This is a genomic window from Massilia hydrophila, assembly GCF_020208145.1.
GTDB lineage: Bacteria > Pseudomonadota > Gammaproteobacteria > Burkholderiales > Burkholderiaceae_D > Telluria > Telluria hydrophila.
The window spans coordinates 1-334 of sequence record NZ_JAHYBX010000090.1; the positions used below are offsets into that span (position 1 = coordinate 1).

Annotated in this window: 2 rRNA genes; both read left to right on the forward strand. The window is 50.0% G+C overall.

Annotation, left to right across the window (positions count from 1 at the left end):
• A 23S ribosomal RNA gene (locus LE190_RS21640) occupies positions 1 to 95 on the forward strand; the annotation flags it as partial.
• 134 nt (positions 96 to 229) lie between these two features.
• A 5S ribosomal RNA gene (rrf, locus tag LE190_RS21645) occupies positions 230 to 334 on the forward strand; the annotation flags it as partial.

Consider the following 334-nt stretch of genomic DNA (forward strand, 5'->3'; position numbering starts at 1 on the left):
AGGGTCGTTCGAGACCAGGACGTTGATAGGCTGGGTGTGGAAGTGCAGTAATGCATTAAGCTAACCAGTACTAATTGCCCGTACGGCTTGTCCCTATAACCTTGGTAGGCTATAGACGAGTCAAGAATACAGCTGCAGTTTGTTGATACTGCTACCCCAAGAACAACAAGAACTTACTTCTTCCCGGATTGCGAGCAACGCTGCAAGGCGAAGCTTGGACAAGTCAAAGCCTGATGACCATAGCAAGTCGGTCCCACCCCTTCCCATCCCGAACAGGACCGTGAAACGACTTTGCGCCGATGATAGTGCTGCAACCAGTGTGAAAGTAGGTTAT